This window comes from Pseudomonas sp. HP_01 (assembly GCF_055284355.1).
On the sequence record NZ_JBTOPV010000023.1, the window covers coordinates 71,558 to 92,731 of the forward strand.

General features: G+C 60.4%; 14 protein-coding genes and 7 pseudogenes. 14 read left to right on the plus strand and 7 right to left on the minus strand.

Translation table 11 applies throughout. The features are described 5' to 3' along the window. Nucleotides 1-328 precede the first annotated feature (328 nt). Both htpG and ACYAR8_RS13985 read left to right on the plus strand, forming a co-directional pair. On the plus strand, nt 329-2,233 hold the full coding sequence (htpG, locus tag ACYAR8_RS13980; protein WP_463580193.1) for a molecular chaperone HtpG: 1,905 nt from the start codon (nt 329-331) through the stop codon (nt 2,231-2,233). 78 nt (nt 2,234-2,311) lie between these two features. After that, on the plus strand, nt 2,312-3,037 hold the full coding sequence (locus tag ACYAR8_RS13985; protein ID WP_463580194.1) for a dienelactone hydrolase family protein: 726 nt from the start codon (nt 2,312-2,314) through the stop codon (nt 3,035-3,037). A gap of 110 nt (nt 3,038-3,147) precedes the next feature. Here the strand turns inward: ACYAR8_RS13985 and ACYAR8_RS13990 are convergent, their stop codons facing one another. Next, nucleotides 3,148-4,011, minus strand: a complete 864-nt coding sequence (locus ACYAR8_RS13990) for a pirin family protein (protein WP_463580195.1) — start codon at nt 4,009-4,011, stop codon at nt 3,148-3,150. Between the two features lie 205 nt (nt 4,012-4,216). Here ACYAR8_RS13990 and ACYAR8_RS13995 point away from each other — a divergent pair. Together ACYAR8_RS13995 and ACYAR8_RS14000 are read left to right on the plus strand one after the other, a co-directional pair. Then, nucleotides 4,217-4,969: pseudogene (locus ACYAR8_RS13995) on the plus strand (MCP four helix bundle domain-containing protein); the annotation flags it as partial. Between the two features lie 258 nt (nt 4,970-5,227). Then, nucleotides 5,228-5,827 (plus strand): annotated as a pseudogene (locus tag ACYAR8_RS14000) (methyl-accepting chemotaxis protein); the annotation flags it as partial. A 163-nt stretch (nt 5,828-5,990) separates the two neighbouring features. Here ACYAR8_RS14000 and fabB read toward each other — a convergent pair. The 4 genes and pseudogenes from fabB to ACYAR8_RS14020 form a co-directional block, all read right to left on the minus strand. After that, a complete protein-coding gene (gene fabB / locus ACYAR8_RS14005; RefSeq protein WP_074884949.1) occupies nt 5,991-7,211 on the minus strand; it encodes a beta-ketoacyl-ACP synthase I in 1,221 nt (406 codons plus the stop codon). A 10-nt stretch (nt 7,212-7,221) separates the two neighbouring features. Further along, nucleotides 7,222-7,737: a 3-hydroxyacyl-[acyl-carrier-protein] dehydratase FabA gene (fabA, locus tag ACYAR8_RS14010; protein WP_074884946.1), complete on the minus strand. Its 516-nt coding sequence runs from the start codon at nt 7,735-7,737 to the stop codon at nt 7,222-7,224. Nucleotides 7,738-7,947: 210 nt separating this feature from the next. Next, nucleotides 7,948-8,328 (minus strand): annotated as a pseudogene (locus tag ACYAR8_RS14015) (response regulator); the annotation flags it as partial. 86 nt (nt 8,329-8,414) lie between these two features. After that, nucleotides 8,415-9,885 (minus strand): annotated as a pseudogene (locus ACYAR8_RS14020) (ATP-binding protein); the annotation flags it as partial. 313 nt (nt 9,886-10,198) lie between these two features. Between ACYAR8_RS14020 and ACYAR8_RS14025 the strand changes: the two are divergent. The 10 genes and pseudogenes from ACYAR8_RS14025 to ACYAR8_RS14070 form a co-directional block, all read left to right on the plus strand. Next, nucleotides 10,199-11,224: an NAD(P)H-dependent glycerol-3-phosphate dehydrogenase gene (locus tag ACYAR8_RS14025; protein WP_074884939.1), complete on the plus strand. Its 1,026-nt coding sequence runs from the start codon at nt 10,199-10,201 to the stop codon at nt 11,222-11,224. 19 nt (nt 11,225-11,243) lie between these two features. Further along, nucleotides 11,244-11,564 (plus strand): annotated as a pseudogene (locus ACYAR8_RS14030) (DUF4389 domain-containing protein); the annotation flags it as partial. A 215-nt stretch (nt 11,565-11,779) separates the two neighbouring features. Continuing rightward, the gene (gene sixA, locus ACYAR8_RS14035) at nt 11,780-12,238 is read left to right on the plus strand and encodes a phosphohistidine phosphatase SixA (protein WP_463580196.1); all 459 of its coding nucleotides are present in this window, start codon (nt 11,780-11,782) and stop codon (nt 12,236-12,238) included. Nucleotides 12,239-12,327: 89 nt separating this feature from the next. Then, nucleotides 12,328-12,771, plus strand: a complete 444-nt coding sequence (locus ACYAR8_RS14040) for a hotdog fold thioesterase (protein ID WP_074884934.1) — start codon at nt 12,328-12,330, stop codon at nt 12,769-12,771. A gap of 644 nt (nt 12,772-13,415) precedes the next feature. After that, nucleotides 13,416-14,267 (plus strand): alpha/beta fold hydrolase, encoded by an 852-nt coding sequence (locus ACYAR8_RS14045; protein WP_108119741.1) that lies wholly within the window; start codon nt 13,416-13,418, stop codon nt 14,265-14,267. Next, nucleotides 14,264-15,118 (plus strand): alpha/beta hydrolase, encoded by an 855-nt coding sequence (locus ACYAR8_RS14050; RefSeq protein WP_074884924.1) that lies wholly within the window; start codon nt 14,264-14,266, stop codon nt 15,116-15,118. Before ACYAR8_RS14045 ends, ACYAR8_RS14050 begins: the two co-directional genes overlap by 4 nt. Nucleotides 15,119-15,304: 186 nt before the next feature. Next, nucleotides 15,305-16,135: a DUF4892 domain-containing protein gene (locus ACYAR8_RS14055; RefSeq protein WP_463580197.1), complete on the plus strand. Its 831-nt coding sequence runs from the start codon at nt 15,305-15,307 to the stop codon at nt 16,133-16,135. A gap of 75 nt (nt 16,136-16,210) precedes the next feature. Next, a complete protein-coding gene (locus ACYAR8_RS14060; protein ID WP_463580198.1) occupies nt 16,211-17,131 on the plus strand; it encodes a cation diffusion facilitator family transporter in 921 nt (306 codons plus the stop codon). A 3-nt stretch (nt 17,132-17,134) separates the two neighbouring features. Then, nucleotides 17,135-18,187: an AI-2E family transporter gene (locus ACYAR8_RS14065; protein WP_463580199.1), complete on the plus strand. Its 1,053-nt coding sequence runs from the start codon at nt 17,135-17,137 to the stop codon at nt 18,185-18,187. Nucleotides 18,188-18,264: 77 nt separating this feature from the next. Further along, nucleotides 18,265-18,354 (plus strand): annotated as a pseudogene (locus ACYAR8_RS14070) (IS66 family transposase); the annotation flags it as partial. Between the two features lie 197 nt (nt 18,355-18,551). Here the strand turns inward: ACYAR8_RS14070 and ACYAR8_RS14075 are convergent. Continuing rightward, nucleotides 18,552-19,439: a GntR family transcriptional regulator gene (locus ACYAR8_RS14075; RefSeq protein ID WP_108119751.1), complete on the minus strand. Its 888-nt coding sequence runs from the start codon at nt 19,437-19,439 to the stop codon at nt 18,552-18,554. A gap of 119 nt (nt 19,440-19,558) precedes the next feature. Next, a pseudogene (locus ACYAR8_RS14080) lies at nt 19,559-20,881 on the minus strand (CitMHS family transporter); the annotation flags it as partial. Nucleotides 20,882-21,174 lie beyond the last annotated feature (293 nt).

Sequence of the window (21,174 nt, forward strand, 5' to 3'; positions counted from 1 at the left end):
GGGTGTTTCTCCTTATTGGTCATCAACGTGCCTTCGAGCGCTGGGTCATAAAGTTAGTTCCATGTTCCGGCGGGATAAATACATAAGCGTCTCAGCGGTGTAATCACTCGGCCGAGCAGAGTCGGTGCGTCGGTTTATCTGCCGTCGTCAGTCAACGGATCTGCGGCGTCACGATTTTCCAAGGGTGAAGATTCTTCACCGACAGCATGCCTGTCCCTTGAAATCGTCTCCCCAGCCCCCACCTTGATGACAACCCGTTGCTCGGAGTCGCCCTCGGCGTTCCGTGCAGCTGCCCCTATTTGTGTGGACTGATTGGAGTTTGATGACCATGAGTGTGGAAACTCAAAAAGAAACCCTGGGCTTCCAGACCGAGGTGAAGCAGCTGCTGCACCTCATGATCCATTCGCTGTACTCGAACAAGGAAATTTTCCTTCGCGAGCTGATCTCCAACGCGTCCGACGCGGTGGACAAGCTGCGTTTCGAGGCACTGTCCAAGCCTGAGCTGCTGGAAGGCGGCGCCGAGCTGAAGATCCGTGTCAGCTTCGACAAGGACGCCAAGACCGTCACCTTGGAAGACAACGGCATCGGCATGAGCCGCGAAGATGTCATCACTCATCTGGGCACCATCGCCAAGTCCGGCACCGCCGACTTCATGAAGAACCTGTCCGGTGATCAGAAGAAAGATTCCCACCTGATCGGTCAGTTCGGTGTCGGCTTCTACTCCGCCTTCATCGTTGCCGACCAGGTTGAAGTGTTCACCCGTCGCGCCGGCCTGGCCGCCAGCGAAGGTGTGCACTGGTCGTCGAAAGGCGAGGGCGAGTTCGAAGTCGCCACTATCGAGAAAGCCGATCGCGGTACGCGCATCGTGCTGCACCTCAAGAGCGCAGAAGACGAGTTCGCTGACGGCTACCGTCTGCGCAACATCATCAAGAAGTACTCCGACCATATCGCACTGCCGATCCAGTTGCCGAAAGAACAGGCGCCGGTCGAAGGCGACGCTGAGCCTGTTGAAGAGTGGGAAACGGTCAACCGTGCCAGCGCGCTGTGGACCCGTCCACGTACCGAGGTCAAGGACGAGGAATACCAGGAGTTCTACAAGCACATCGCTCACGATTTCGAGAACCCGCTGAGCTGGAGCCACAACAAGGTTGAAGGCAAGCTTGAATACAGTTCGTTGCTGTATGTGCCAGCCCGCGCGCCGTTCGACCTGTACCAGCGCGAAGCACCGCGCGGCCTGAAGCTATACGTGCAGCGCGTGTTCGTCATGGACCAGGCAGAATCGTTCCTGCCGCTGTACCTGCGTTTCATCAAGGGCGTGGTCGATTCCAACGACCTGTCCCTGAACGTGTCCCGCGAAATCCTGCAGAAAGACCCGATCATCGATTCGATGAAGTCCGCGCTGACCAAGCGTGTGCTGGACATGCTGGAGAAGCTGGCGAAAAACCAGCCGGAAGAATACAAAGGCTTCTGGAAAAACTTTGGTCAGGTGCTGAAAGAAGGCCCGGCCGAAGACTTCGCCAACAAAGAGAAAATCGCCGGCCTGCTGCGTTTTGCATCGACTTCCGACGACAGCGGCGAGCAGAGCGTTTCGTTGGCCGACTACCTGTCGCGCGCCAAGGAAGGTCAGGACAAGATCTACTTCCTCACGGGCGAAAGCTACGCGCAGGTCAAGAACAGCCCGCACCTCGAAGTCTTCCGCAAGAAAGGCATCGAAGTGCTGCTGCTGACCGACCGCATCGACGAGTGGCTGATGAGCTACCTCAGCGACTTCGACGGCAAGGGTTTTGTCGACGTGGCACGCGGTGACCTGGACCTTGGCAAGCTTGACTCTGAAGAGGACAAGAAAGCCCAGGAAGAAGTCGCCAAGGACAAGGAAGGCCTGATCGAGCGCCTGAAAGCCGCGCTGGGTGATGCCGTCAGTGAAGTGCGGGTTTCCCACCGCCTGACCGATTCGCCGGCGATTCTGGCGATTGGCGAGCAGGACCTGGGCATGCAAATGCGCCAGATCCTCGAAGCGAGCGGTCAGAAGGTGCCGGAGTCCAAGCCGATCTTCGAATTCAACCCGTCGCACCCGCTGATCGACAAGCTGGACAACGAGCAGAGTGAAGACCGCTTTGGCGATCTGTCGCACATTCTGTTCGACCAGGCTGCGCTGGCGGCCGGCGACAGCTTGAAAGATCCGGCTGCGTACGTGCGCCGTTTGAACAAGTTGTTGGTCGAGCTCTCGGTTTAACATCCGCGTCACGGCAGAACCCGCTCCGGCGGGTTTTGTCATTTAATCTCCCTCCATCCTTATCAGCAGGAGTTCGCTATGAGCAATGTGACCGTGCAGTCCGTCGTGTACGACATCGACGGCGTGAGCTACGAGAGTCGTCTGGCCTTCAGCGAGGGCAGTCAGGCCGCACCGGGTCTGGTGATGGCGCCTAACTGGATGGGTGTCAGCGAAGACGCCGAGCAGATTGCCAAAGACGTCGCGGCCAAGGGCTATGTGGTGTTGCTGGCGGATCTGTATGGCCAGCACGTACGCCCGACCAATGGCGATGAAGCCGCGGCTGCCATGATGCCGTTGAAGAACGATCGTGTGCTGTTGAACAAACGCATGAAGGCCGCGCTGGATCAATTGACTGCGCAGACCATTACCGCCGTTGACACGTCCCGGTTGGCGGCGTTTGGCTTCTGTTTCGGCGGTTGCTGCGCACTGGAATTGGCGCGCACCGGTGCGCCGTTGAAAGCTGCGGTGTCATTCCATGGCACGCTCGACACGCCGAACCCGGCTGACGCCAACAACATCAAGGGCAAAGTGCTGGTGATGCACGGCGCGTCCGACCCTCTGGTGCCGAAGGAGCAACTGCCGGCGTTCGAAGTTGAGATGAACGCCGCCAACGTCGACTGGCAACTGCTGAGCTACGGCGGGGCATTCCATTCCTTCACAGACCCGCACGCCAACAACCCGGGCGTGCAGATGTACAACCCGACCGTTTCCAAGCGTGCGTTTACCTCGATGCACAACCTGCTGGACGAAGTGTTCGCCGTCTGATCATGTGAAGCAGGTGACTGCTGACTTGTTTGGATTTCCACTGTCAGCAGTTACCTCGCCTGAGAGGTTTCGCCAGCAAGCCGGCTCATACAGGGTGTGTGAGCTTGCGACTATCTTCGCGGCACCGGCAATTCGATCCGCTCCACTTCCCCCGGCACTGTCGGCCAGTCCCCGGCCGCCCACTTCGCTCTGGCCTGGTCAATCAGCGCCGCATCGCTGGCCACGAAATTCCAGTTCATCCGTCTCGGCCCGTCAAGGGGCGCGCCGCCGATGAGTACCGCGTGGCATTCGCTCTGCGCGCATAGCGTCGGCTCGCTGCCTGAATCCAGCACCACCAGGCTGCGGGGCTGCACCGGCTCGCCGTCCAGTAGCAGGTCGCCTTCGATCACATACAGCGCCCGCTGTTCGTGCTCGGCGGGCACACAAAGCGTCGTCGCCGTCTGCAGGTTCAGTTCGGCGTAGAGCGTGGGTGACAGCACTGGCACCGGCGACTTCAGGCAAAAGCCTTCGCCGGCAATCATGCGGACACGAATGCCCATGCCGTCGCTAACCGGCAGTGTGTCGGCGGGGTGATGGCTGTAATGACCTTCGCCTTGCTCATGGCATTTGGGCGATGCCAGCCAGACTTGCAAGCCGTGCAGACGAGAGCCGCTGGCGTGGAGGGCTTCGGGCGTGCGTTCGATGTGGGCGATGGCGCTGCCGGCGGTCATCCAGCTGACTTCGCCGGGCCTTACGTGCTGATCGCTGCCGAGGCTGTCTTTGTGTCGAATTTCGCCTTCGAAGAGGTAGGTCAGCGTCGACAGGCCGATGTGCGGGTGCTGGCGGATGTCCATGCCGGTGCCGGGGGCGTAGGTGGTTTCCAGCATGTGATCGAAAAACACGAAGGGCCCCACGCTCCGGCACTTCGCAGCGGGGAGGGGACGCAGGATCGGTTGGCCTTCGACGTCTTCGGCGCGGGGAATGATGGTCAGCATGATGGCGCTCTCTCTGGACATGGCACACAGGATATAGATGACTCGCACAGTTGACTGTGACGGCTGCGCCAGGACCTCTGTAATGAATTCTTACGAAGTGCGTTGGGAATTGTCCTACAGAGCGTCATCTGTAAGCCGACATCACGGGCAACTGTTCTTTTCAGAGCAGTGTCTTGGGAAGGGACCAGCTATGACCGTGAGAAATATGAATATCGCACCCCGGGCCGCACTCGGTTTCGGCGTGCTCGCTTTGCTGGTGTTCGGTCTGGGGATCTTCGCATTGTTGCAGATGTCGAGCATGCGTGAGGAGTCCGACCAGGTCGAAAACAAGTGGCTGCCCAGCGTGATGGAGCTCGGCAGTATGGGGCAGGACCTGATGCGGGTTCGTACCCTGACGCTGCGTCTGATGCTCAACCGCAGCCCGGATGCCCTGCGTGACAACACCGCCAAGCTCGACCAGCTCAAGACGGGGCTGCAGGCCAAGCAGCAAAGCTACGTTGCACTGATCAGCTCGCCCCGAGAGCGGGAGTTGTACGACACGTTTGCAGCCTCGCAACAGGCTTATTTCCAGCGCCAGAGCCGCGTCATGGAGCTGTCCGCTGTCAATCAGGTGGAGGATGCGATGCAACTGGTCAACGGTGAAATGAACCAGTTTGCCGACGCTATGACCGTCGCCCTGAATGAGTTGACGGTGTTGAATAAGGACGGTGCCGTCCAGGCGAGCCATCTGGCGCGGGCGGTGTTCTCCAGTGCGTTCGCCTGGGTCATGGGCATGATGCTGCTGACGGCGTTGGTCACGTTGCTGCTGGCGTGGGGATTGACCCGCAGCATCGTCAGACCGATCGCCCAGGCGTTGGGCATTGCTCAGGTGGTGGCGGCGGGGGATCTCACCCGCGAGATTGTCGTGGAGGGACGCGATGAACCGGCCCGGTTGCTGGAGGCGCTCAAGACCATGCAACAGAATTTGCGCAACACGATCATGCGCATTGCCGATTCCTCGAACCAGCTGGCGTCGGCCTCGGAAGAGCTCAGTACTGTCACCGAAGACGCGACGCGCGGCCTGCATCAGCAGAGCCTGGAGATCGATCAGGCGGCGACGGCAGTCAACGAGATGACCGCGGCGGTCGAGGAAGTGGCGCGCAACGCGGTGGCCACGTCGGAGGCGTCCGAGGAATCTGACCGGATTGCCCAGCATGGTCGTCAGCAGGTCCAGCAGACCGTAGCGTCCATTGCCCATCTGGCCGAAGACGTGACCGACGCCGGCGAGCAGGTGCAGACCCTGGCGCAGAAGGTATATGGCATCAGCAAGGTACTGGACGTGATTCGCTCGGTTGCCGAGCAGACCAATCTGCTGGCGTTGAACGCAGCCATCGAAGCAGCACGGGCAGGGGAGGCAGGGCGCGGCTTTGCGGTGGTGGCGGATGAGGTGCGTGCCTTGGCGCATCGGACTCAGTCGTCAACCCAGGAAATCGAACAGCTGGTGGGCGACATCCGTCAGGGCACCGATCAGGCCGTGGCCGCCATGCAGGGCAGCAACAGTCGAGCGCAGACGACCCTGGAGCTGGCGCAGTCCGCCGGCGTGGCGCTGGACGACATCGCCGCGGCCATTACGCTGATTACCGAACGCAACATGGTCATCGCCAGCGCGTCGGAGGAACAGGCGCAGGTTGCGCGGGAAGTGGACCGCAACCTCACCAACATCCGCGACATCTCGCTGCAAAGCTCGGCAGGCGCCAATCAGACCAGCGCGGCCAGCCACGAGCTGTCGCGGCTGGCGACCGACCTGAACGGAATGGTTGCAGCGTTCTCGGTGTGAGATCCGACGCCTTCCCGGCCAAAGCCGGTCCCACTGAATGCATGCGGTGCTGTTGTGGGACCGGCTTCAGCCGGGAAGCGGCCGGTTTGGGCTCTATCAATGCATTTCACCTGGCCATAAAAAAGGCGCCCCGAGGGGCGCCCTTTGTCTGTAACTGACTCGATTACTTGCCAGTCCAGCGCTTCATCACCAGGGTGGCGTTGGTGCCACCGAAGCCGAAGCTGTTGCTCATCACCAGATTCAGCTCGGTGTTTTCGCGGGTCTTGGTCAGGATCGGCATGTCGGCGACGGCTGGGTCCAGCTCGTCGATGTTCGCCGAACCAGCCATGAAGTTGCCTTCCATCATCAGCATGCAGTAGATCGCTTCGTGAACGCCGGCGGCGCCCAGGGAGTGACCCGACAGGCTCTTGGTGGAGCTGATCGCAGGGGCCTTGTCGCCGAACACTTCACGGACACCTTCCATTTCCTTGACGTCGCCGACTGGAGTGGAAGTGCCGTGGGTGTTCAGGTAGTCGATGGTGCCATCAACGGTGGACAGCGCCTGCTGCATGCAGCGGATGGCGCCTTCGCCGCTCGGAGCGACCATGTCGTAACCGTCGGACGTCGCGCCGTAACCAACCAGCTCCGCGTAGATCTTCGCGCCACGGGCCAGAGCGTGTTCCAGCTCCTCGACCACGACCATGCCGCCGCCACCGGCGATGACGAAACCGTCACGGTCAGCATCATAGGCACGGGAAGCCTGTTCCGGGGTGTCGTTGCGCTTGCTGGACAGTGCGCCCATGGCGTCGAACAGGAACGACTGGCTCCAGTGCTCCTCTTCGCCACCGCCGGCAAACACGATGTCCTGCTTGCCCATCTGAATCTGTTCCATGGCGGTACCGATGCAGTGAGCACTGGTGGCGCAGGCAGAAGCGATGGAGTAGTTCAGGCCTTTGATTTTGAATGGCGTCGCTAGACACGCCGACACCGTGCTGCTCATGGTGCGGGTCACGCGGTAGGGACCGACGCGCTTGACGCCTTTCTCGCGCAGAATATCCAGCGCTTCCATCTGGTTCAGCGTCGATGCACCGCCGGAGCCGGCGATCAGACCGGTACGCGGGTTGGACACCTGCTCTTCGGTCAGACCGGAATCGGTCACAGCGTCCTTCATCGCCAAGTAGGCATACGCAGCAGCGTGGCCCACAAAGCGGAAGATCTTGCGATCGATCAGCTCTTCAAGGTTGAGGTCGATGGAGCCCGATACCTGGCTGCGCAGACCCATTTCGGCGTATTCCGGATTGAAACGGATGCCAGGGCGACTTGCACGCAGGTTGGCGGAGACGGTGTCTTTGTCATTGCCCAAGCAGGAAACAATGCCCAGACCAGTGATAACGACGCGGCGCATGCGAATACCCTTAGAAATTTTCAGTGGAAGTGAAGACGCCGACACGCAGGCCTTCAGCGGTATAGATTTCACGGCCGTCCACGCTGACCGAACCGTCGGCGATCGCCAGGTTCAGCTTGCCTTTGAGGACGCGCTTGATGTGAATGTTGTAGGTGACCTTCTTGGCAGTCGGCAGGACCTGACCGAAGAATTTCACTTCGCCCGAGCCCAGTGCACGACCGCGGCCCGGCAGGCCTTGCCAGCCCAGAAAGAAGCCGACCAGTTGCCACATGGCATCGAGGCCCAGGCAGCCTGGCATCACCGGGTCACCTTCGAAGTGACAGGCGAAGAACCACAGGTCCGGGTTGATATCGAGTTCGGCGACCAATTCACCTTTGCCGAACTTGCCGCCTTCTTCACTGATATGGGTGATGCGATCAACCATCAGCATGTTGGGGGCGGGCAATTGCGCGTTACCTGGGCCGAACAGCTCGCCGCGACTGCAGCGCAGCAGATCTTCCCGGGTAAAGGCGTTTTGTTTGGTCATGCGAACTCCTCGATAATCCTGTGCGGCAGGGTGTGGCGTTACTTACCCAGTCTGGCCAGCGGGTCATCCCTCTGCTGGCAGCCTACTCATAGACTATTGCGTTGTAGTGAAAGTCACAGCACGGGTGAAATGAATGTACACCTGTGCACTGAAATTTTTCGTCCGCGCGTTGGCGTGGGTCGAATCGGCACACAAGACTGCCGCAATTTATCATTTACCGCCAGTCGCAGATGCCTTAATGGTCAGCCAGCGCTGCAAAACCTGCTGTAAATCAGTACGTTTGAACGGCTTCGCCAGGTAATCGTTCATTCCGGCCTGCAGACAAATTTCCCGGTCACCATGCTGGGCGTTGGCGGTGAGGGCAATAATGGGCACCGTCGCCAGCCCCGGCAGCAATCGGATCTGGCGCGTCGCTTCATAGCCGTCCATGACCGGCAGTCGGCAGTCCATCAGGATCACCGCGAAGCTTTCCCGGCCGGCCATGGTCACCGCTTCAAGGCCATCCGCCGCCACACTCACCTGCAAACCCAGGCTGCGCAGCATCGCTTCGACCACCGTGCGGTTCACCGGGTTGTCCTCGACCAGCAACACGCAGGCGTCACGGCTCTGGGGTAATTCACCCACCGCGCCGGACTCGGGCTTGATCACCGCCTGTTGAACCCGCTGAAGCGGGATTTGCAACTGGAAAACGGAACCAAGTCCTTCGCTGCTTTGCGCCTGCAGCGACCCGCCCATGCGCTCGGCCAGATTGCGCGCGATGGGCAGGCCCAGGCCGGTGCCGCCATAGCGCCGGGAGATGGAGTTGTCCGCTTGCTGAAACGCATCGAACATCGATTCCAGCAGGTCCGGAGAGATCCCGATGCCGCTGTCGCGCACCGCGCAGGTAAACCGGATGTGGTGCGGGTCGGCGAGGGTAAAGCCCGCCTCGACCCGCACGCTGCCAAATTCGGTGAATTTCAGCGCGTTGCCGATCAGGTTGACCAGAATCTGCCGGATGCGCGTCGGGTCGCCCTTGACCTGCAACGCCTCCATTGAGGGCGGCAGGTCCAGTTCCAGTGCCAGCCCGCGCTGCTGTGCGTTATGGGCAAACGCCTGAATCGAGGTGCTGATCAGGTCGGCGAGGTTGAATGGAATGCTCTCCAGTTCCAGCGCATCGCGCTCGAAGCGGGAGAAATCGAGAATGTCGTTGATGACGCGCAGCAGGTGCTCGGTGGATTCCATGGCCAGCGCGGCATATTCGGCCTGCTCGTCGGTCATCTTCGTGGTTTCCATCAACTGCAGCATGCCCAGCACGCCATTCATCGGCGTGCGCAACTCGTGGCTCATCATGGCCAGGAATTCGGACTTGGCGTTGTTGGCGCGCTCGGCCTCTTCGCGGGTGCGGATGAGTTCGTCCATCGCCTGCTTCTGCTCGCGGCTGGCCTTTTCCAGGCCCAGGGCCAGGTTGTTGATGTGTCGCGCCAGATCGCCCAGTTCGGCATCATCTGCAACGGGCAGCGGGACCGAGTAATCGCCCTGCTGAATGGCCTTCACTGCCGCGCTCATGGCGCTGATCGGCTGGGACAGGCTCAGGGACAGACGTCTTGCCAGCATGTAAGTAAACAGAAGGGCAAACATCGCCAACACGCCGGCTTTGAGCAGTATCTCCTGCTCGCGCTGATTGAAGGCGTCACTGGACATACCCACCAGCACCCGGCCCAGATAACCTTCGACCGGCACGCTGATGTCGCCATCGGAAACCGCCTGGTCGGCATTTTCGGTCAGCTGTGGGGACTTGGCCGACTGCAGACGGATGGGTGCCTGGAACACTTCCATTTGCCGCGAATGCCCTTGCTCCTCGGCGGGTTCGACATGAACCAGTACTTTGCCGGCACTGTTGCGCACTTCGAGGAAACGCACATGGGGCGTGTTCATCGTGGCGTTCATCAGGTTTTCAAGAACGGCGTTGTTGCCGACGATGACGCCGTATTCCGACGCGGGGGCCAGTTGGTTGGCGATAAGTTGCCCGGTGTGATTGAGTTCCTGTCGCAGGTCCTGAATCCGCACCACGGTAAAGAAGCTGATCAGCAACAAGGTCAGCAGCAACGCCGGGCCGAGGCTGAGGATCTGCGTGCGGGTGCTGATGTTCCAGCCGCGCTGAGCCGTCACGAGGCGGTTCCGGCTGTCTGGGCCAGGAGGGTTTGCCGATGTTCAGGCATGGGGAAGCCTGACGGGGCACGTGAGGTAGACGCTTGGTGTCATGTGACGGATCTCTTCGGGAGCGACCTGACGATAGCTCATCGGCGCCGCTGAGGAATTTTCATCTCGAGGGCGCATCTTAACCGAGCCGTGGGCAATTTCCTCGGCAAGAGTGGGGGATCGGCTATAAGTTCGTGGGGGCACCTTTTGCCGCTGGCCCCGAGCCTGACGCTCCGTATAATGCCCCCATCGCCAGATGTGATGGCCCTGAATGGATTGTTTTATGACCCAGCAGCAACCAATAGCGGTCCTTGGCGGCGGCAGCTTCGGGACCGCAGTGGCCAATCTGTTGGCCGGCAACGGTCATCGGGTGACGCAGTGGATGCGCGATCCGGAGCAGGCGGAGGCGATCCGCATCAACCGCGAGAACCCGCGCTACCTAAAGGGCATCAAGGTGCTCGAAGGCGTCGAGCCGGTCACCGACCTGCACGCCACATTGCAAGACAGCCAACTGGTCTTCGTCGCACTGCCGTCCAGCGCGCTGCGTGGCGTACTGACCCCGCACGTTGACCTGCTGGCAGGGAAGATGCTGGTCAGCCTGACCAAGGGCATCGAGGCCGACACCTTCAAACTCATGAGCGAGATCCTTCAGGACATCGCGCCCGCTGCGCGAATCGGCGTGCTGTCCGGCCCCAACCTGGCTCGCGAAATCGCCGAACACGCCCTGACCGCCACGGTGGTCGCCAGCGAAGACGAGGATCTCTGCCAGCAGGTTCAGGCCGCCCTGCATGGCCGCACCTTCCGCGTATACGCCAGTGCCGACCGTTTTGGCGTCGAGCTGGGCGGCGCACTGAAAAACGTCTACGCCATCATTGCCGGCATGGCGGTGGCGCTGAACATGGGCGAGAACACCAAGAGCATGCTGATCACTCGCGCGCTGGCGGAAATGACCCGGTTTGCGGTCAGTCAGGGTGCCAATCCGATGACCTTCCTGGGCCTGGCCGGGGTCGGCGATCTGATCGTTACCTGTTCTTCGCCGAAGAGCCGCAATTACCAGGTCGGCTTTGCCCTGGGGCAGGGCCTGAGCCTGGAGGAAGCGGTGACTCGACTGGGTGAGGTCGCGGAGGGTGTCAACACGCTCAAGGTGCTCAAGGCCAAGGCGCAGGAGTTGCAGGTTTACATGCCCCTGGTGGCCGGGCTTCACGCCATTCTGTTCGAGGGCCGCACGCTGGAGCAGGTCATCGAGTTGCTGATGCGCGCCGAGCCCAAGACCGACGTCGATTTCATTTCAACCAGTGATTTCAACTGATCACCACACGGAGAAGCTCTTGAACGAATCAAAACTCAAGCAACACGAATCGATCCTTCTGCGCATCCTGTGGATGGTGCTGTTTGTGCTGGTCTGGCAGGTGGCGGAAGTGGTGCTGGCGGTGGCTGTCCTCGTGCAGCTCGTCTACCGGCTTTTCAACGGCGCGCCGAGCCTCAGCGTGATGTCGTTCGGCGACAGCCTGAGCCAGTACCTGGCGCAGATCGGCCGTTTTGGCACCTTCCACACCGATCAGAAGCCATGGCCGTTCGCCGATTGGCCGACGCCGCGTGCGCCTGAGGGCGAGGCGCCGCACGTTGTGGCGGTCAAGCCGCAACCGGCGCCTTCTGCTCCGCAACCCGCTCCAGCCACGCCGCAACCGGCGCCTGTGACTCCGCAGCCCGTTCCTGCTGCAACGCCAACGGTTTCCGACACGCCGCAACCGGTTTCCGAAACCTCGCCGGTGGTTCCCGACACGTCGGACGCCGCTGCCGACACATCGCCATCGCCATCGGCGCCGATTACGCCGCCGTCCACGCCCGGCGAGGGGCCAAAACTGTGAAGGTCTGGATTCTGCGCCACGGCGAGGCCAAACCTCAGGCCCGTACGGACGCCGAGCGGGAGCTGACTGCCAATGGCCGCGAAGAGGTCTTGCGCAGTGCGGCCCACTTGATGGGGCATCCCGTGCAGCGGATCATCGCCAGCCCGTATGTGCGTGCCCGGCAGACCGCCGAGCTGGTCCGACAGGCGCTTGGGTTTGCAGAGGCCATCGTGACCGTGCCGTGGCTGACGCCTGAGAGCAATCCGCACAAGGTGCTGGAGCTGCTGGATGCGTACAGCGAAGAAAATGTGTTGCTGGTCAGTCATCAACCTTTGGTGGGCTCGTTGATCGGCCTGGCGGTGCAGGGCTCTGTGCAGCAGGCGCAACCGATGCGCACCGCCAGTCTTGCTCAGCTTGAGGCGGATTTGCCCCTTGCTGGCGCGATGGAACTGGTGGATGTTTGGCACGCTGAATGAATGAAACAAGGAGCGGGGAGCGGTTTGCTGCGCTCCCCGTCGTTGAATGAAACAAGTGCTCCAAACCCTGAAAATAACAAGGAAGAACCATGAGTGTATGGCGTAGCCCTCCGGACCTTGACGCGCTTAATGCGAAGCAGAAGAACACCATCGGTGAGGTGCTGGATATCCGGTTTGAAGCCGTCGACGATCGGTCTTTGACGGCGAGCATGGCGGTGGATGAGCGCACCCACCAGCCCTACGGCTTGTTGCACGGCGGGGCGTCGGTGGTGCTGGCGGAGACGGTGGGGTCTACGGCCAGTTATCTGGTGATCGATACGGATCGGTTTTTTTGTGTGGGGATCGAGGTCAACGCGAACCATTTGCGCGGGGTGCGCAGCGGGCGGGTGACGGCGGTGGCGCACCCGGTGCATATCGGTCGTACGACCCATGTCTGGGATATTCGTCTGACGACGGAGGATGGCAAGGCCTGTTGTATTTCCCGGTTGACGGTGGCGGTAGTGCCCCATGGGGAGCAGCCTCCTTCTCGCTGAAGGCTCAAGCGCTTCGCCAGGATCAAGAGCGTCTGCCTGGGGGCAGACTGTTTCGCCTTCGGCGAGTTACTTGGAAAAGCACCCCAAGTAACCAAGGGTGCTTGCTCCTGGTTGGGTTCCTCCTTCGTCGGAATACCCTCACTCCGACGACGCTCCGTGGGTCCGCGCCGAACGGACATCCATGTCCTGACGGCGCTCTCGCCGCATCCATGCGGCTCGGCCCACTGCGCGAGACCTGCGTTCAGCCTGCACCCAAGTCGCGATTGGCGGTGGCTGGAGCTATTTGTGTACGAAGATCAAAAGCAGATCTAAAGCGAATCAAAAGCTTCCCGGCTGAAGCCGGTCCCACAGGGTCATCGTCGGTCCCACTGACTGCACGCGCCGCTGTTAGTGGGACCGGCTTTAGCCGGGAAGAGGCCAGTCCAGGCGCCGGTATTTCCTGAGCTCTAACATCTGATCGTTCCCACGCTCCGCGCGGGAATGCCGCCTCAGACGCTCCGCGTCTCTGCCGTGGCGCTGCCACCCACCCAGATAAACACCCCCATGACCGGAGTGGCCTCATCGATGGCAGTTCCGGTCATTGCCGCTGTTCGTGCGTGGTGCGCACAATCGCCGCTTGTTCGGGTTGCTCTGGGTGTGTCGGCATGTCTCAACTTTTGTTTTTCGCTCACGCCAATGGTTTTCCGTCGGGCACGTACGGCAAGTTGTTCGCCGCGCTAGGGCCAGAGTTTGAGGTTCGGCATCTGGAGCAGCATGCCCATGACCCGCAATTTCCGGTGACCGACAACTGGCCGGAGCTGGTGGATGAGTTGATCCACCATTTGCGCGAGCAGCCGCAACCGGTGTGGGGTGTCGGGCATTCGCTGGGTGGCGTGCTGCATTACCATGCGGCGCTGCGCCATCCGGAGTTGTACCGGGGCGTTGTCATGCTCGATTCGCCGGTGCTGACGCGTTTCGATCAGTGGATGATTCGGGCGGCCAAGCGCTTCGGTTTCATCGATCGCATTACGCCCGCAGGCCGGACGCTCGGGCGCCGGGAGGTGTTCAGCAGCGTCGAGGCGGCGCGGGAGTACTTTGCCGGCAAGTCACTGTTCCGGCGTTTCGATCCCGAGTGTTTCGAGGCGTATCTGCGCCACGGGTTGCAGGCCGATGGCGACGGGTTGCGCTTGCGCTTCGATCCCGCCACCGAAATCAGCATCTACCGTAGCGTGCCCCACACCAGCCCCGGCCTTGCCCGTCAGTTGCGGGTGCCGTTGGCGATGGTGCGCGGTGAAAGCAGCGATGTTGTGCGTCGGCACCATGCGCTGTCGGTCAAAAGCATGCGCGAGGGCGTGTATCTTTCCGTGCCCGGCGGGCATATGTTCCCGCTCGAACATCCCGAGGACACCGCCCGCATGCTCACAACGCTGTTTTCCCGCTGGACGGCCGGCGCTGACGCCGCAACTGCAACTGCAACGGCAAACGCTGACGCTGCGCTGCACCGAGCCCGCGCATGACTTGCTCGGTGGAAGAGATCCGCCTGAGCCTGCCCCATATCGAGCTGGCGGCTCATCTGTTTGGTCCCCAGGACGGCATTCCGGTGATCGCCCTGCATGGCTGGCTGGACAACGCCAACAGCTTCGCGCGGCTGGCGCCCAAGCTTGAAGGGCTGCGGATACTGGCGCTGGACATGGCCGGGCATGGTCACTCCGACCACCGTCCGCCGGGTTCGGCGTATGGCTTGCCGGACTACGCCCACGATGTATTGCAGGTGGCGGAGCAGATGGGCTGGGAGCGCTTCTCCCTGCTGGGTCACTCGCTGGGGGCGATCATTTCGGTGATCGTTGCGGCGGCCGTCCCCCAGCGGGTGAGCCGTCTGGCCTTGATCGACGGGTTGGTGCCACCGGTGGGCGAGCCAGAGTCTGTCGTAGAGCGCATGGGCGCAGCGCTGCAGGCGCAATTGACCCGGCAGAGCAAGCGCAAGCCGGTCTACCCGGACATGGACCGTGCAGTGGAGGCGCGGATGAAAGGCATGGTGGCGGTCAGTCGTGAGGCGGCTGAACTGTTGGCTCAGCGTGGCTTGATGCCGGTGCCGGGTGGTTACACCTGGCGCAGCGACAGCCGACTGACCTTGCCCTCGGCGATTCGTCTGACACGAGCTCAGGCGCTGTCTTTTGTCACCGCGGTGCGCTGTCCGGCGCAGTTGATCGTCGCCGAGGAGGGAATGCTGGCGCAGAACCGGGAGCTGCTCGCCAGCGTTCCTTTTACGGTGACGTCCTTGCCGGGCGGCCACCATCTGCACCTTAACGATGAGGCGGGTGCGCGCTCTGTTGCAGACTGTTTCAATCGCTTCTTCGCCGTTCCTTGACTTGCGACCTGCAACTGCCGAGGCTGGGGCAGTTGAAACAGGAGACTGCACGATGGACCACTGCCCACGCCGCACCGTTTTATTTTCATGCTTGCCGCGCGTTGTCGCGGCTTTGTTTTGCCTGCCGATTGCCCTGCCTGCCGCTTCAATGGCTGCCTCGCCGATTGACCTGCCATGAGTGCATCCATGACGTTTGCCCACACCTTAACCCGCACGCTCGGGCTCACGCTGCTGCTCACCGGGTTCAGCGCCATCGCCCATGCAGCCGACGTTCCCGGCAGTCAGGATTTGCCCAATCTGCCGCGACTTGAAGACGCGGAAATCGTCGATTATCGGCCTGCCGTCGAGCTGGAGCGTATCTACCCGCTGGGCTCGATCCGCAAGATCAGCGGCCAGTTGCGCTTCGACGGGCAGGTGGCCGGACGCGGCAACGTGACGTCCATCACCTACCAATTGCCGGTCGAGCACAGCGCCGACGAGGCGTTCACCGCTGCCCGCGAAGCGTTGCAGCAGCAGGGCGCGCAGTTGCTGTTCTGGTGCCAGGCGCGCGATTGCGGCGAAAGCAGCCTGTGGGCCAACGAGGTGTTCGGCAACGCAAAGTTGTATGGCGCCGACAACGGCCAGTCCTATTTGCTGCTGCGCCTGGCCGCCCCGGCGGACAACACGCTCGTAGCGTTGTACGGCATCACCCGCGGTAACCGCCGGGCGTTCCTTCACGTCGAGCAGTTTCAATCAAGCGGGCCGCTGGGGGATTTGTTGCCGACTTCCGCAACCCTGTTGCGCGAGCTGAAAAGCACTGGCGAGCTGGAGCTGCCGATGCTGACCGCAGAGCCCGAGGAACCCTGGATCACCTTGCTGTCCCGTGGCTTGAACCTGGACAGCACCTTGCGCGTTACCCTGTCCGGGGATCAGCGCGAGGCCTGGCGGCAGGCGTTGGTGGCCAAAGGCGTACGCGCTGCCCGGCTGGAAGCGGGCGATCGGAAAAATCCCGGTCTGACCCTCGAGCTCATTCGCTGACGGCCGCAGAGCCAAGTTTGGTCTGACTTCACCGTGTGTATACAATGCCGCCCTCCAATCGTACCCGTGAGTCAGATGACAGAACCAAGCGTGCTTCGCCTTTCCATTATTGTGACGTTTGCTCTGGCTATTTTTGGGGTGGTTTTCGGCCTGCTGACCGGATCTGCGTCGATTATTTTTGACGGTGTATACACCCTTATCGACGCGATCATGACGAGCTTCGCTCTGGTCGTTGCCAAGCTGATTGCCTTCTCTCACAACGATGTCGGTCGAGCCCGCCTGACCAGGAACTTCACAATGGGGTTCTGGCACCTTGAGCCCATTGTGCTTGGTTTGTCCGGGACTCTATTGGTTGGCACCGCTGGCTATGGTTTGATCATGGCCGTTGGAAGCCTGATGGGGGGCGGGCGACATCTGGACTTCGATCTCGCGCTCGTTTTCGCTCTAGTGGCCCTGGTGAGCGCGGTTGGCATGATTGTCTATGGCCGACGAGCAAACAAACGACTCCATTCAAGCTTCATTGCCCTGGACGTAAAAGCCTGGACGATCTCCGCCGCAATGACCGGCGCTTTGTTACTCGCGTTCCTGACCGGCTGGGTTATCAGGGGCACAGAGCTGGAATGGTTATCGCCTTATATAGATCCAGCGGTGTTAGCGCTTGTTTGTGTCATCGTTTTACCTCTACCTCTGCCGACGATTCGTGACGCTCTCGCAGATGTTCTGCTGGTGACCCCGACAGAAATGAAGAAAAGAGTCGATGAGGTTGCTAGCGATGCTGTCCAGCGACATGGCTTTCTTTCCTACCGTGCCTATGTGGCCCGTGTGGGGCGCGGTAGACAGATCGAGATTTACTTTATCGTTCCCCCGGGCTTGCCGCCACGCTCCCTGGAGGCTTGGGATCTGATCCGGGATGAGATAGGCGAAGAGGTCGGAGGTACCGGCCCTGATCGTTGGCTGACAATCGCCTTTACCGTCAATAAAGAATGGGCTGAATGACCGATGTTCAATAACGATCGCCTGTTGGTGCAGATTATCCTGCTCGCGCTATTCGGCGCCTGCCTGTGGGTGATGGTGCCGTTCTGGTCGGCGCTGTTCTGGGGTGCCGTGCTGGCGTTCGCCAGCTGGCCGCTGATGCGTCTGCTGACTCGCGCGCTCAAGGGGCGTGAATCCCTCGCGGCGGCCATTCTGACCCTGGGCTGGATGGTGCTGGTGCTCGCACCGCTGGTCTGGCTGGGCTTCAATCTCGCGGATCACGTGCGCGACGCAACGGCGTTCGTCAAGGATGTGCAAGTGGACGGTCTGCCGGATCCACCCACCTGGCTGGCGGGTATTCCGCTGGTGGGCGAGCGACTGGTGGGTTACTGGAACACCATCGACCAACAGGGCGCGGCGCTGCTGGTCAGCGTCCGGCCTTATCTGGGGCAGGTCGGCAACTGGCTGCTGGCGCGCAGTGCGCAAATCGGCGGCGGCATTCTTGAGCTGACCCTGAGCATCGTCTTCGTGTTCTTTTTCTACCGCGACGGGCCGCGAGTGGCAGCGTTCGTGCTGAGTCTGCTGGAACGGCTGATTGGCGATCGCGCGCAGTATTACCTCGATCTGGTGGCCGGCACGGTGCAACGGGTGGTCAACGGTGTGATCGGTACGGCAGCGGCGCAAGCGGTGCTGGCACTGATCGGATTCCTGATTGCCGGTGTGCCGGGCGCGCTGGTACTGGGCATCGGCACCTTCCTGCTGAGCCTGGTGCCCATGGGCCCGCCGCTGATCTGGATACCGGCCACGGCGTGGCTGGCCTGGAGGGGCGATTACGGCATGGCGATTTTCCTCGGCCTGTGGGGCACGTTCATCGTCAGTGGCGTCGATAACGTGCTCAAGCCTTACCTGATCAGCCGCGGCGGCAATCTGCCGTTGGTAATTGTCTTGCTCGGGGTGTTTGGCGGGTTGCTGGCTTTCGGTTTCATCGGACTGTTCATCGGCCCGACATTGCTGGCAGTGGCCTACAGCTTGCTGCTGGACTGGGTCGGAGAAAGCCGCGCGCGTCAGCCGGTCAAGTAACTCACACCCCGAAAAAGCACGCGCATAAAAAACCGCCGCCGGGCTGGGCTCGGCGGCGGTTTTTTCGTCAGGCCGGGAACAAACTGGAGCGGTACGTCGAGGACGGCTATTTGCCGATTGACAACGATGTCTTCGAACGTGCGATCCGCGCCTTGGTTGCTTGGTTGCTTGGTTGCTTGGTTGCTTGGTTGCTTAATTGCGTAATGCACAAATGAACTTTGCAGTGATATAAGACAATCTGTGTTTTGTGAAAAGCATATGAAGCCGACGACTGACTTGAAGGGTCGGTATAGGATGGACAGGCACGGAAGAGCGCACGTGATCTAGACAGGTCGCGTGACAACTCCAGGGTAGGCTCTGAGGCTTACTCGAAGAGAGCGGGGTCGACTTTGTGGCGTCTTGCCTGTTCCAGATGGCGTCGCATTTGATCAGCGGCTGCCAATCTGTCACCCCGTTCCAGGCACTCCAGAATCGCCAAGTGTTCTTCGGCTTGGCCTTTACGGGGTGCACGTGCGCTTGCCTGCCGGTATTCGACGAGCCGGCGTAGTTGGTCGAGGCGACGTACGGTCTGCTGCAGGAAGCGGTTGCCTGAACATGTCGCCAGAGTCTCGTGGAACTGAGAGTTGGCCTCAAACAACTCCTGCGCCGTCATCGTCAGATATCCACCATTGGCAATGAACTCCTGCTGCCGACGACAGGCCGCCAGGGTTTCGCGATCAATCTGAAATGTCGGTGACAGAAGGCCGGAAGGCTCAATGGTAGCGCGGAAGGAGTAGCTTTCTTCATAGGCCTCGACAGAGTCGATCATCGGGAGCAGACGCCACCCCTGACCAGCACGCTGTTCGACCCAGCCTTCTTGCTGGATACGAAACAATACGGCTCGCAGCGCGGCCCTGGAGACGTCAAACTGGCGCATAAATTCGATCTCAGTAAACAGCTCAGGAAGCTGTCTGCTTAGTCTCAGCTCTGCAAGTTTCAGGTATAGAGGATCGTCGCTGTTTTCCATGACCTCTGAGACGAGATCACCCAGATCATCGCTCGCGCGCGCCAGGAAAAAACCTCTGTTGCGGTCATAGGTCAGCATGCCTTTTTCGACCAGATGGCCCATGGCGAACTTGACCGGCGTGCGCGAGACATTGAGCGTCGTAGCCAACTGGGACTCGACCAAGTGATGACCAATAGCGAAGCGTTCACGACGTACGTAAGAAACGATGTCACGCGCAATGCGTGCTTGGAGAGGGCTTAGAGGCATTGGATCGGGAACCAGAAAGTGCTGAACCAGAGGGCTGCCATTCTAGCGCGTCGTGCTATGCAGGGGCAGAGACCACTCTTCTGATCTCCGCCGGTGCGTCTTGAGCGCGCAATATCTGTTTAGCGAACCTGATAGAACGGGAAAGCCCCGAACAGCAAACCGCCTACAAGCAATCCAAAGCTTGCGAGAATGGCCCACTTCAGCGCGAATCGCTGGTGATCGCCTAGGTCGACCTTGGCCAAGGCGACCAGCAAATATAGCGAGGGCACGAGGGGGCTCAAAAGGTGTACCGGCTGGCCAACAACCGACGCGCGGGCTATTTCCAGCGGCGTGATGCCGTACTGGGCAGCGGTTTGAGCTATTACCGGAAGGATGCCGAAGTAAAACGCATCGTTCGACATGAAAAAAGTGAACGGCAGGCTGACGACAGCAGTAACTACCGCAAGGAAAGGTCCAAAGCTAGGAGGGATGACGTGCAGTAAACTCTTTGCCATTGAATCAACCATACCGGTACCCGATAGAATCCCGGTGAAGATGCCTGCAGCGAAGATGACTCCTGTGACTGCGAGCACGTTGGCCGCATGAGCCGCAATACGGGCTTTCTGATCCTCGATTTTTGGATAGTTGAGCATGATCGCGATAGCAAATCCGATCATGAACAGTATCTGGATTGGCATAGCGCCCAGTACCAGGCAGGTGATTAAAACCAGCGTCAGAATGAGGTTTGCCCAGAACATTTTGGGACGACGGTTATCGTCACACTCCTCAGCAGAACCATTACCCAGCGTAATTGATCCGTCGAGAAAGTCATCCAGATGAATGATGCCCAGACGAGCGCGCTCTTTGCGTCCCAAAATCACTGAGGTGAACGCCAGGCACGCAGCGCCGATCAGCATCCCCGGAATCATCGGCACGAAGATGTCCATTGCATCGACATGAAGTGCTGCGGCTGCTCGGGCCGTAGGCCCGCCCCATGGCGAGATGTTCATGATCCCGCTGGCGATGTTGACCAGGCACGTCATGCCCAGAACGCTCATGCCTAGACGCTGATAAAGCGGCAAAAAGGCTGCACACGCAATCATGTAGGTCGTCGAGCTATCACCGTCCAGCGACACCAACATGGTCAGCACGGCGGTACCGACCAGTACCTTCAAAGGGTCGCCTTTAACCAGCTTCAAAATGAAGCGCACCAAACCATCGAAAAGCCCTGCGTCAATCATGATCCCGAAGTACAGGATCGAGAAGGTCAGCATGACACCCGTAGGGGCCAGCGTTTTCACGCCGTCGAGCATCATCCCGCCCAAACCAGCGTAGTGCCCGCCAATCAGCGCGAACAGGATGGGGATCAGGATCAGAGCGATCAACGCCGAAAGGCGCTTGGTCATGATCAGATACATGAAACAGATGACCATCGAAAAGCCGAGGATTGTCAGCACGGTCGAACTCCCTTTTTTCTTGAATTTGTAGGGCGCCTATCAGCGTGGCGGCTGCAAGCTAGCCGGCGTGATTCAGGTCGAGACTGGCTCGATGCGGAAGGGGGGTCGAATGGATTTGAAGTGCGGGAGCTGGATCATGGATGGCCTCATTTTCTTATGTTTATTTTTTTACCGTACCTGCCTGGCTGGTTGCCTGATGAGGTACATCCGACTTCGGTGGCTGAGTGAATCGGATGAATCAACATTGACCTATATCATGACAAAGTGCAATATCGCCCCACAAAAACATTGCCTGTGCA

What these genes read in the sequence shown, in the direction of transcription:
- htpG (WP_463580193.1), top strand. Translation starts at nt 329, where the DNA reads ATGAGTGTGGAAACTCAAAAAGAAACCCTGGGCTTCCAGACCGAGGTG.
- ACYAR8_RS13985 (WP_463580194.1), top strand. Translation starts at nt 2,312, where the DNA reads ATGAGCAATGTGACCGTGCAGTCCGTCGTGTACGACATCGACGGCGTG.
- ACYAR8_RS13990 (WP_463580195.1), bottom strand. Translation starts at nt 4,011, where the DNA reads ATGCTGACCATCATTCCCCGCGCCGAAGACGTCGAAGGCCAACCGATC.
- fabB (WP_074884949.1), bottom strand. Translation starts at nt 7,211, where the DNA reads ATGCGCCGCGTCGTTATCACTGGTCTGGGCATTGTTTCCTGCTTGGGC.
- fabA (WP_074884946.1), bottom strand. Translation starts at nt 7,737, where the DNA reads ATGACCAAACAAAACGCCTTTACCCGGGAAGATCTGCTGCGCTGCAGT.
- ACYAR8_RS14025 (WP_074884939.1), top strand. Translation starts at nt 10,199, where the DNA reads ATGACCCAGCAGCAACCAATAGCGGTCCTTGGCGGCGGCAGCTTCGGG.
- ACYAR8_RS14040 (WP_074884934.1), top strand. Translation starts at nt 12,328, where the DNA reads ATGAGTGTATGGCGTAGCCCTCCGGACCTTGACGCGCTTAATGCGAAG.
- ACYAR8_RS14045 (WP_108119741.1), top strand. Translation starts at nt 13,416, where the DNA reads ATGTCTCAACTTTTGTTTTTCGCTCACGCCAATGGTTTTCCGTCGGGC.
- ACYAR8_RS14050 (WP_074884924.1), top strand. Translation starts at nt 14,264, where the DNA reads ATGACTTGCTCGGTGGAAGAGATCCGCCTGAGCCTGCCCCATATCGAG.
- ACYAR8_RS14055 (WP_463580197.1), top strand. Translation starts at nt 15,305, where the DNA reads ATGACGTTTGCCCACACCTTAACCCGCACGCTCGGGCTCACGCTGCTG.
- ACYAR8_RS14060 (WP_463580198.1), top strand. Translation starts at nt 16,211, where the DNA reads ATGACAGAACCAAGCGTGCTTCGCCTTTCCATTATTGTGACGTTTGCT.
- ACYAR8_RS14065 (WP_463580199.1), top strand. Translation starts at nt 17,135, where the DNA reads ATGTTCAATAACGATCGCCTGTTGGTGCAGATTATCCTGCTCGCGCTA.
- ACYAR8_RS14075 (WP_108119751.1), bottom strand. Translation starts at nt 19,439, where the DNA reads ATGCCTCTAAGCCCTCTCCAAGCACGCATTGCGCGTGACATCGTTTCT.